Below are 612 nucleotides of genomic sequence, written 5' to 3' on the forward strand. Positions count from 1 at the left end.
TATGCCCTGCTCAACGAGCAGCGCTGCGAGGACCTGATCGAAAGCATCAAGGCGCAAGGGCGGCAGGAGATACCGGCGATCGTTCGTCGGGTCGTGGGCGATCCGGACTACGACTTCGAAGTGATCTGTGGCGCACGGCGGCACTGGACCATCAGCTGGCTGCGGTCGCACAACTATCCGGAATTCAAATTCCTGGTCGACGTCCGCGAGATCGGCGACGAAGAAGCGTTTCGCCTTGCGGATATCGAGAACCGTGCCCGCGACGACCTAACGGATCTGGAGCGCGCTCGCGATTATCTGCGAGCGCTCGACGCCTATTACGAGGGGCGTCAGAAAACGATGGCAGAGCGCCTGAAAGTCTCTGAGAGCTGGCTGACGCGTTACCTCGATCTGGCGCGCCTGCCGGCCGAGCTGACGAGAGCGTTCACGGAACCCCAGGAACTGGGAGTCCGTAATGCGATCGCGCTCAAAGCGCTGATGAAACCGGAGGATCGTAGGGAGCGTGCGTTCCAAGAGGCGGGGCGTCTAGCGAAGGTTCAGGCAGACACCGGCCAAGCGATGCCCGTACTCGAGGTCATCAAAGCCCTCACCCTCGCCGTAGACCCCCCCAAG

Annotated in this window: 1 protein-coding gene; it reads left to right on the forward strand. The window is 61.9% G+C overall.

Annotation, left to right across the window (positions count from 1 at the left end; translation table 11 throughout):
- Nucleotides 1–612, forward strand: a 612-nt coding sequence (locus tag AACY19_RS26765) for a ParB/RepB/Spo0J family partition protein (protein WP_339454499.1), incomplete at both ends; no start/stop codon positions are given.

The organism is Pseudomonas sp. EA_5y_Pfl2_R50, assembly GCF_963970475.1.
Lineage (GTDB): Bacteria > Pseudomonadota > Gammaproteobacteria > Pseudomonadales > Pseudomonadaceae > Aquipseudomonas.